The following is an 831-nucleotide window of genomic DNA, read 5'->3' as shown; positions in this document are numbered from 1 at the left end:
CCGCACGCCATTACCAATGACAGCAGCCAAACCACACAAAGCAGAGACAGCAACAAAATCGAGAGGGGCTTGTTGACGCTCTGAAACGTCATAAATATATTCCATGAATGGCATGGGGAGCTGTAATAAGTTAAAAGGCTCGACGGGTAAGAGAGACGTCGCAATTGGTTTTAATTCCCCCCAACCATTTTGTTGCAAGGCTTGTTCATAAGGAATAGCTTTTAAACAAGTGTTATCATTTAAAGAGGCATTATCGTTATCATTGACGGGGGTATTTTGATTGTTGTTATGTAAATTACACTCTTTCATAGTTCCCTCTTTTGAGAAAGTAATAGGTTATTAAAATCGGTTCCTTTTGGAGCTTGCATGATAAAGACTTCAAAGCCTTGCCTATAAGCATGCGCAGCGAGGTTAAAACCTGCTTTACGACCCGCATCATCACCGTCCATTGCGATTGTCAAACGTCCTTTTGTACGAGGCAAATTCACACGCATCATGCCACTGGTGGAAAGAGACGCCCATACATTCACGGGCTCTGATAGCAACCCAGACAGAAGAGACAGCCCCGTTTCAATGCCTTCACAAATAACCAGATGTTTTGGATTGTCTTGACGCAAATGTACAGCACCGCCCATGACAGCCCCCAACATGGCTTTGGCTGGTTTCTGATCTGTTTTGCAGCCATTGGTTTGTAAAAAGGTTCTATGAATGGCAAAGGAGCCAGCCCCCTTAACAAGAGCTACCAACGCGGGCAATGTCATTCCTAATGGGTGCGGACATTTATCGTGAAAGTGTAAATCAGCAGGCAATTCACATGTGATCCCCCGCATG

General features: G+C 44.6%; 1 protein-coding gene and 1 pseudogene. Both read right to left on the bottom strand.

The features are described 5' to 3' along the window. Positions 1-309, bottom strand: a pseudogene (locus tag ABD909_RS07000) (YfjI family protein); the annotation flags it as partial. Further along, a partial coding sequence (locus ABD909_RS06995) for a toprim domain-containing protein (RefSeq protein WP_345097242.1) occupies positions 306-831 on the bottom strand: 526 nt, incomplete at its 5' end. The gene ABD909_RS06995 and the pseudogene ABD909_RS07000, both read right to left, overlap by 4 nt.

The organism is Bartonella acomydis, from assembly GCF_039543025.1.
GTDB classification, from domain to species: Bacteria; Pseudomonadota; Alphaproteobacteria; order Rhizobiales; family Rhizobiaceae; genus Bartonella; species Bartonella acomydis.
Note: the sequence above shows the minus strand (reverse complement) of the source record. Positions and strands in the feature narration are given on the sequence as shown.